This window comes from Flavobacterium bizetiae (genome assembly GCF_902804475.1).
GTDB lineage: Bacteria > Bacteroidota > Bacteroidia > Flavobacteriales > Flavobacteriaceae > Flavobacterium > Flavobacterium bizetiae.
The window spans coordinates 1-9259 of record NZ_CADCSU010000154.1; the positions used below are offsets into that span (position 1 = coordinate 1).

A 9259-nucleotide genomic window follows, 5' to 3' on the forward strand; every position below is an offset into this window, starting at 1 on the left:
ATAATTTCATAAAACAAATTTGAATGAAATATACTACATTAAAATTAAATCAAATATAAAAATCTGTTTAAATCCGCGTCTTCGCAAAGCGAATTCGTGTCATCTGTGTTCTATTAAATGATTTTCGTAAAAGGAATTTCGCCTTCTAATGCTTTTAAAATAAAATTATCATTTAATCCGTTGACGATCCAGGTTTCGATGTTGGCTGCTTTTGCAATTGCGGCCGCTTCTATTTTAGACTGCATTCCGCCTGTTCCGTGTGATGATTTTGATTCGCCGATTTCTTTTTCCAATGTTTTTAGATCATTTACTAATTTAATTGTTTCCGGAATTTCATCATGAATAGAATTCTTGGTGTAAATTCCGTTTGTATTAGTTGCAATTATCAGAATATCAACATTTAGCAATACTGCTGTTAAAGCCGCTAATTTATCGTTATCTCCAAACCTGATCTCATCTGTGGCAACGGTATCGTTTTCATTAATAATCGGAATGTAATTGTTCTCGACCAAAACGTTTATTGTGTTGACAATATTTACTTTTGACTGATCTTTCTCAAAATCTGAATAAGACAATAAACACTGTGATGTCAATAAACCTAAATCGCTGAAATTCTCGTGGAAAATCCGCATTAAATGTGGCTGACCAATTGAGGCTAAAGCTTGTTTTAATGCAATTTCTTTGCCTTTGCTTTCGAGCTTTACAAATTGTTTTGCTGCTGCAATTGCTCCGGAACTTACAATTACAAATTCGTAATCTTTGTTGAGAGCTGCAATCTGCATTCCGAGGTCTTCAATCTTTCCCCGCGAAATATGATTGGTTTCTTTGGTTAAAGTATTACTTCCTATTTTTAATAAAATCCGCTTTTTTGACATGCTGTATTTTTTTTACCGCAAAGGGCGCAAGGTTTTTTATTCTGTTTGTGTTTACAAACGCTAAGTTCGCAAAGCTATCTTTCTATAAATTCCAATTTTATAAAATCCAAATTCCAAAAATCAGTAATTTACAATCCAAATTTTCTAATTATCTAATTGACTAATTATCTCAATTACCTAATTTGTCCTTCTCCGTACACGTACCATTTGTTGGTTACCAAATGTTGTAAACCAATTGGTCCTCTTTGGTGCAATTTATCGGTGCTTATCGCTAATTCTCCTCCTAAACCAAATTGTCCTCCGTCTGTAAAACGGGTTGAAGCATTTTGATAAACGGCTGCGGTATCAACGGCATCCATAAATTTTTGAGCTTCTTTGTCGTCTCTCGTAATGATTACTGCCGAGTGTCCTCCGCAATATTTATTTATTTTATCAATTGCATTTTCTTCAGAATCAATGGTTCCGATTAGAATTTTATAATCCAGAAATTCTTCGTACCAGATATCTTCGTTTTGAAGTGTTTCTGTATATTCAAAGCTTTTCAAAGATTCATCAACGATTACTTCTACGTTAGATTCTTTTAAAGTCTCGATCAAAATAGCCGCAAAACCTTCAAAATTGGGTAACTTAGAGTCGATTAAAACCTTATCGACTGCATTACAAGCTGATATTTTTGAGATTTTAGCATTCAAAATTATTTTTAAAGCCAAATCTGTATCTGCGTCTTTATGAACGTATACAAAATTATTTCCACGTCCGCTTACAATAACGGGACAAGTGGCATGTGCTTTTACAAATTCGATTAATTTTTCTCCTCCTCTCGGAACTATTAAATCTACTTTTTGAGTTGGTTTTTCTAAAAAAGCCTGTGTTTCTGCACGATTATAATTGAGATATTTTACCCAGTCTTTCGAAACTCTATTTTCTTCTAAAGCCTGATGCCATAAATCGACAATTTTTAAATTTGATTTTAAAGCTTCTTTTCCTCCTTTTAATAAAATTTTATTTCCGGATTTAAAGGCAATTCCTCCTGCTTCGATGGTAACATCCGGGCGAGATTCGTAAATGATTAAGATCGTACCAAAAGCGGCTGTTTTATTTATGACTTTTATTCCATTATCATGAGTAAAATGAAAACGCTCTACACCAACCGGATCTTCCTGAGAAGCTAGTTGATTCAAAGACAAAATCATCTCGTCGACTTTTTTATCATCTACTTTTAAGCGTTCCTGCATTGCTAAATCTGAACCATCATAAGCTAATAAATCTTCTTTACTAGTAAGAATAATGGAATTTCGATCCTGCTCGACCAGTTTTGCCATAGAGCGCAAAACCAGATTGCGTTTTTCAATTGATAATGGATTCATAATTTATAGTTGGTTGGTTGTTTTTTGGTCGTTTCTTTTTAGAAACTTATATTCTAAACCTGACGGGTTTTAAAAACTCGTCAGGTTTAACTTTACGGTAATTTAATTTTTAAGCTCTTCCAAACTTTCTTTTAAAGCTTTTACAAACGTATCTATATCAGATTTTTTTACCGTTAATGGCGGTAAAATTCTTAACAGATTTTTGTTGTTGGCGCTTCCTGTGAAAATGTGTTTTTCGATGATTAGTTTTTTTCTTAAAGCTGCTACATCAAAATCAAATTCTACCCCAAGCATTAAACCTTTTCCTTTTACTTGTTTGATTCCCGGAACTTCTTTGATTTTTTCTAAGAAATACTCGTACACTTCATTTACATTTTTCTGTAAATCAAGTTTTTCGATTACGTCTAAAACTGCAATTGAAGCTGCACAAGATAAATGGCTTCCACCGAAAGTAGTTCCTAATAATCCGAAACTTGCTTCAAATCTTGGAGAGATTAAAATAGCTCCAACCGGAAATCCGTTCCCCATTCCTTTCGCAACTGAAATAATATCAGCGTTGACTCCGTGATGTTGAAACGCGAAGAATTTTCCGCTTCTTCCGTATCCTGATTGTACTTCATCTAAAATTAAAACAACATCATGTTTTTTACATGCTTTTTCTAAAGCCTGAAAAAAATCTGTTGTTCCTTGGTCTAAACCTCCAACTCCCTGAATTCCTTCGATAATTACTGCTGTAACATCTCCTTTTTCAAGTTCTGCTTCAACTAATTCGATTTGGTTTAAAGGTAAAAAAGTAACGACTTGTTGTGCGTTAATTGGCGCTACGATTTTCTTATTGTCTGTAACGGCAACGGCTGCAGAAGTTCTTCCGTGGAAAGAATTATCAAAAGCGACAACTCTCGATTTTCCGTTATGAAAAGAAGCTAATTTTAATGCATTTTCGTTTGCTTCAGCTCCAGAACTGCATAAAAATAATTCATAATCTTCTAATCCTGAAAGTTTACCTAATTTCTGAGCCAATTCTACCTGCAAAGGATTCTGAATAGCATTCGAATAAAATCCTAAATGATCTAATTGATTTTTTAGTTTCTCAACATAATCAGGTTGCGTATGGCCAATTGAAATTACACCATGTCCGCTATATAAGTCTAAATATTCCACTCCGTTATTGTCTGTAATTGTGCAGTCTAATGCTTTTACAGGAGTTATATCATAAAGTGGGTATACGTTAAATAAATTCATTTTTCTTGTTGTTTAATTGTTTAACCGTTCATTTGTTTAATCGATTAACCGAATAAACGATTAACCGTTTTGACAACAATTTAAAATCCGCTTGGCTTCAAATGTAAACCTGTCGTTTCTTCTAATCCGAACATTAAATTCATGTTCTGAGTCGCTTGTCCAGAAGCCCCTTTGGTTAAGTTGTCAATAATTGAAGTGATTAAAACCCGGTTTCCTTTTTTCAATAAACTGATAATACATTTGTTCGTTTGAACGACTTGTTTCATATTGATATTTGTCGTTGTAACCGTTACAAAAGGTTCGTTTTTATAAAAATCTTGGTACTTTGCTACTAAATCTTCTAAACTTTCTTCAGAAGTTGTGTATAATGTTGCAAAAATTCCTCTTGTAAAATCTCCTCTATTCGGAACAAAAATTAACTCATCTGAATAATCTGCCTGCAATTGATTCACACTTTGGTTGATTTCTCCCAAATGTTGGTGCTCAAAAGCTTTATAATGCGACATATTATTGTTTCTCCAACTGAAGTGCGAAGTTTCAGCAAGACTTACTCCTGCTCCTGTACTTCCTGTTGTTGCATTAATATGAACATCATCTTTAAGAAGATTATTTTTCGCTAATGGCAACAAAGCCAATTGAATCGCGGTAGCAAAACAACCTGGATTTGCAATAAAATTTGCTTTTTTAATTGTCGCTTTATTCAATTCAGGCAATCCGTAAACGAATTCTTTTCCGTCAAAATTAGCGTCTTTCGTTAATCTGAAATCATTTCCTAAGTCTATGATTTTGGTGTGACCAGCGAATTTATTTTCTTGTAAAAATGAAATCGATTTACCGTGACCCAGACATAAAAAAACAACATTTACGTCAGGATTTACAACATCAGTAAAATTCATTTCAATATCTCCCATCAAATCATGGTGCGCCACAGAAAGTGGTTTTCCAGCATTTGTCGTACTGTAAACAAAATCGATGTTTACATTGGGATGATACATCAAGATTCTGATAAGTTCTCCGGCAGTATAGCCCGAACCACCAATTATTCCGACATTAATCATGATCTAAATGATTTACAGATGAAAATATGTTTTGTGCATTTCCTAAAATCTTAATAAACCCTTTTGCATCGTCTGATGTCCATGCATTGTTCATTTCTCCGTATTGACCAAAACCTGTATTCATTAAATCATTATCTGATTCGATTCCGTCAAGCGAAAAATGATATGGTTTTAAAGAAACAGTTACAACACCGTTTACTGTTTTTTGTGTGTCTTGCAAGAATGTTTCGATGTTTCTCATTACCGGATCTAAAAACTGACCTTCGTGAAACAACATTCCGTACCAGTTTCCTAATTGTTCTTTCCAGTATTGTTGCCATTTACCAAGAGTATGTTTCTCTAATAAATGGTGTGCTTTAATGATGATTAATGGCGCAGCAGCTTCAAAACCAACTCTTCCTTTAATACCAATAATAGTATCACCTACGTGAATATCTCTACCAATTGCAAAAGCATTTGCTAATTTTTCAAGGGCTACAATATTGTTTGATGGTTTGTCTTTTACACCATTTATTGCTACTAATTCTCCTTGTTCAAATTCTAATCTTACTTTTTCTTCGCCTTCTTTTTTCAATTGTGAAGGGTAAGCATCACCTGGTAACGGTTGGCTTGATGTTAAAGTTTCTTTTCCTCCAACACTTGTTCCCCAAAGTCCTTTATTGATCGAATATTGTGCTTTTTCCCAAGAATAATGAACTCCGTTTTTAGATAAATAATCTACTTCTTCTTGTCTTGAAAGTTTTAAATCTCTAATTGGAGTAATAATTTCAATTTCCGGAGCAATAGTTTGGAAAATCAAATCAAAACGAATTTGATCATTTCCTGCACCTGTACTTCCGTGTGCGATCGCGCTTGCTCCTACTTTTTTAGCATATTTAATAGCTTCAATTGCCTGAAAAACACGCTCTGCACTTACTGATAATGGATATGTATTGTTTTTTAATACATTACCAAAAATCAAATATTTTATAGCTTTATCGTAATATTTGTCTACGATTGTAAGATTTGCGTGTTGTGCGCTTCCTAATTCGTAAGCTCTTTTTTCGATTGCTGATAATTCTTCAGCATCAAATCCTCCTGTATCTACAAGTACGGTGTGGACTTCGTATCCTTTTTCATTTTTTAAATATTTCAAACAATACGAGGTATCTAATCCTCCACTATAAGCTAATACAACTTTTTTCATTTTTTATAATTTAGGCTAATACTTTCGTATGTAGCAAGTTTGAGATTTCTTTTTTAATTTAAATTCTTAAGATAAAAAACCGAAAGACAGTATTTTATTTAAGAATAAAGCTTGTTTAATTTTTTTTAATCTGCTTAAAACAGCCTCGTTAAAAGGATGTCTTGGCGGATCTTTTTGTTTTTCTTTCGGGTCGTACAACATTCCGGTACAAAGACACATTTTGTTTTCTTTGCTTTGCAGGATTTGATAATTGGTACACGTTTTACAACCTGCCCAAAAACTCGGATCTGTTGTTAATTCTGAAAAAGGAACTGGTTTATATCCTAAATCAGAGTTGATTTTCATTACAGCCAAACCGGTTGTAATACCAAATATTTTAGCGTCCGGGTATCTTTTTAGAGAATAATCAAAAACTTTCGATTTGATTTTTTTTGCCAAACCTAAACTTCTGTAATCCGGATGAACAATTAAGCCAGAATGGGCCACGAATTTTCCGTGTTGCCAACTTTCGATATAACAAAAACCTGCAAACTTTCCGTCTGCCAGAGCAATCATCGCATCACCATTCGACATTTTTTTCTGAATGTATTCAGGAGTTCTTTTAGCAATCCCTGTACCTCTTAACAAGGCAGATGATTCTATTGTATCGCAAATTTCCTGTGCGAATTTGAAGTGTTCTTCCTGAGTAACAACAATAGAGATTTTCATTTCAATAGTTGAAGTTAGAGTTAAAAATTAAAACGTATTGTTTAGTTTGAAATCCGGAAATCGATCCGACAAAAATAGACATAATAGAAGTAACATTCTCAAAATCAAAAACTTGATTAAGAAAATTCAGAAAATTATATATACTTTTAGGATATGTTTGTCCAATGGACAAATGTTGTGATTTCAAAATGAAAAATGAATATAAATAAATACGCGGCGAAAAACTCTGTGAATACTATAGAGATAGTATCCGTACTTCGGGAGAAGTTACAGGAGAGTTTGTCCGTGACAAAGAAGTTATATGTAAACTTATTTTATTCATCGGTGCAAAAGTACACTATTTTTTTATTTACAAAACAAAAAAATAAAATTCTAACATTTTTTTAGCGTTATGTTATTTTTTCTTTGAAAGGTACTGAGCTTCTAAGGGACTAAGGTTCTGAGTTGCTTTTCTAAATCTAAAAAGAAAGCCCGATAGTTATTAATAACTATCGGGCTTTAAAACCTTTATAAATTTGTATTTTTATTTTTTAGTAAATGGAATGGTTTCTCCATTACCCAAAATAATCATATCAAAACCTGTTTTAGCTTCGTTAAACTTAAATTTTAATCCGGCACTTTTAGACTCAAAAGTATCTTTTTCGTTTTCTACAGGAGCTACAGTAAACTTAGGAAAGTTTGTAATCTCAACATTTAATGTACTGTTCTTTTCTGTAAAATCAATTTTCAAAGGCGCTCTTGAAGTTGAATATGTTCCTAAATATCCATCTAAAATTACATCCTTCTCTATTTTACCGTTTCCCGATGTCCACACATTGTTTGATTCGTTATTATCAGGAAAAACGTGATCAGGATCAAGGGTAATACTTTCAATTTCTTCTGTAGAATTATGCTTGAAAGACCATACAGTATTACGTTGCCAAATTTCTACAGGCAATTTAACTCTGGTCACTTTTCCGCTTTTTGTTTTCACGTCTAAAATAACCGGCATTGGCATTTTATCAAAATTTTCTACCGTAATCACAACTCCTTTTGAAGGATCATTTTTAACGTACTTAATTGAGTTAATTCCCTGATCGAAACGCCAGTTGTTTACGTACCAGCTTCTCCAGAACCAGCTTAAATCTTCACCAGCAACATTTTCCATAGATCTGAAAAAGTCATCCGGCTGAGGGTGTTTATATGCCCAACGCTCGATATAAGTACGGAAAGCAGTATCAAAACGCTCTTTTCCTAATATTTGTTCTCTTAAAATAACCAATCCTGAACTTGGTTTAAAGTAGCATAACATACCAATATTCGCTTCTTTCATATTATCAGGCGAACTCATTATAGTTTCTAAAGTAGGTCTTGTAAATGATTCAGCAGCTTTATGCAAATCTGTTGGCGCCTCTACATATTCTCCTTTATTAAATTCGGCAGTACTTAGAGAATTAATAAAAGTATTAAAACCTTCATCCATCCAGCCAAATAACCTTTCGTTTGAACCTACGATCATAGGAAACCAGATATGACCAAATTCATGATCTGTAACACCCCATAAATCCTGACCTTTTGATTCCCAGCTGCAAAAAACGATTCCGGGATATTCCATTCCGCCTTCATTTCCTGCCACATTTGTCGCTGCCGGATAAGGATATTCAAACCATGTTTTAGAGTAATGCTCTATCGCTGCTTTTACATATTCTGTAGAACGGCCATAAGCTCCTTCTCCAGCACTTTCTACAGGATAAGCTGATAATGCCAATGATTTTTTACCGCTTGGTAAATTGATTTTTGCTCCGTCTAAAACAAAAGCAGGAGATGATGCCCAAGAGAAATCACGAGCATTTTTTATTTGATAATGCCAGGTTTTTTCTCCACTAGCATTTGTATTTGCAGTTGCAGACACTTCTTCGGCAGAACGAATTGTAACTGTTTTATCGCTTGAACCAGCTTCTTTATAACGTTTAAACACGTCTGCAGGCAATACTTCTGCTCCATTTATCAATTCTCCAGAACCTACAACATAGTGATTGGCAGGTACAGTAAGTTTTACATCAAAATTACCATATTCCAAATAAAACTCAGATGCGCCTAAATACGGATGTGTGTTCCAGCCTCTTACATCATCGTACACGCACATACGCGGATACCATTGTGCAATGGTGAAAATTTTACCATTTTTAGTTTCTAAAACTCCCATTCTGTCTGATCCTTCAAAAGGAGCTGTGAACGAGAATTCAATTTTGATTTTTACAGTACCTCCTTTTGATGCTAATTCTTCAGGAAGAAAAATTTGCATTCTGGTATCTGTTACTACATATTTGGCTTCAATTTCAGTTTTTTTCTTTCCAACAGAAATTACCTTAACTGATTTTATTTTATTTCCTCCATCAAAAACCTGCCCCTGAGCTCCATTACGGCTTCCTGTTAAAGGCACAACAGCGTTTCCTCTCGAGTCTTCTTTGAATAAATTCTGATCTAAATTCAACCATACAAATCCTAATTTATCAGGACTGTTATTGGTATATGTAATTTCATCTGTACCAATAATTTCATTTGTAGTTGCATTTAACTTTGCCGTTATCTGATAATCGGCTCTGTTTTGCCAGTACTCTACTCCCGGCTGTCCGCTTGCAGAACGAGTTGAAGTCCCGTTTTTTGTATAAAAATGTGGACCAAATGCATCATGATAACTGTAATTATTAACTGGAGTTACGGCTGTTGTTGCAGGCTTTTGTTGCGCCCAAACAGAAGAAATTCCCACAAACAAAGCCATAGTTAATAAGGCTTTTGAAGATTGTATTTTCATATATTTTAGCTGTTTATGTAGCAAATTAA

At 33.9% G+C, this 9259-nt stretch carries 7 protein-coding genes; all 7 read right to left on the reverse strand.

Annotated elements, in window-relative coordinates; all coding sequences use genetic code 11:
• Positions 1 to 113: 113 nt before the first annotated feature.
• The 7 genes from proB to FLACOL7796_RS20405 all read right to left on the reverse strand — a co-directional run bounded on the left by proB (position 114) and on the right by FLACOL7796_RS20405 (position 9230).
• Complete coding sequence (proB, locus tag FLACOL7796_RS20375; protein ID WP_173972633.1) at positions 114 to 875, reverse strand: glutamate 5-kinase; 762 nt, start codon at positions 873 to 875, stop codon at positions 114 to 116.
• 173 nt (positions 876 to 1048) lie between these two features.
• Complete coding sequence (locus FLACOL7796_RS20380; RefSeq protein ID WP_173972634.1) at positions 1049 to 2242, reverse strand: glutamate-5-semialdehyde dehydrogenase; 1194 nt, start codon at positions 2240 to 2242, stop codon at positions 1049 to 1051.
• A 102-nt stretch (positions 2243 to 2344) separates the two neighbouring features.
• Positions 2345 to 3484, reverse strand: a complete 1140-nt coding sequence (locus tag FLACOL7796_RS20385) for an aspartate aminotransferase family protein (protein WP_173972635.1) — start codon at positions 3482 to 3484, stop codon at positions 2345 to 2347.
• Positions 3485 to 3564: 80 nt separating this feature from the next.
• Complete coding sequence (argC, locus tag FLACOL7796_RS20390) at positions 3565 to 4542, reverse strand: N-acetyl-gamma-glutamyl-phosphate reductase (protein WP_173972636.1); 978 nt, start codon at positions 4540 to 4542, stop codon at positions 3565 to 3567.
• Positions 4535 to 5728 (reverse strand): argininosuccinate synthase, encoded by a 1194-nt coding sequence (locus tag FLACOL7796_RS20395; protein ID WP_173972637.1) that lies wholly within the window; start codon positions 5726 to 5728, stop codon positions 4535 to 4537. Before FLACOL7796_RS20395 ends, argC begins: the two co-directional genes overlap by 8 nt.
• Positions 5729 to 5794: 66 nt before the next feature.
• Complete coding sequence (locus FLACOL7796_RS20400; protein ID WP_173972638.1) at positions 5795 to 6436, reverse strand: GNAT family N-acetyltransferase; 642 nt, start codon at positions 6434 to 6436, stop codon at positions 5795 to 5797.
• A gap of 523 nt (positions 6437 to 6959) precedes the next feature.
• A complete protein-coding gene (locus tag FLACOL7796_RS20405; protein ID WP_173972639.1) occupies positions 6960 to 9230 on the reverse strand; it encodes a M1 family metallopeptidase in 2271 nt (756 codons plus the stop codon).
• Positions 9231 to 9259: the final 29 nt, after the last annotated feature.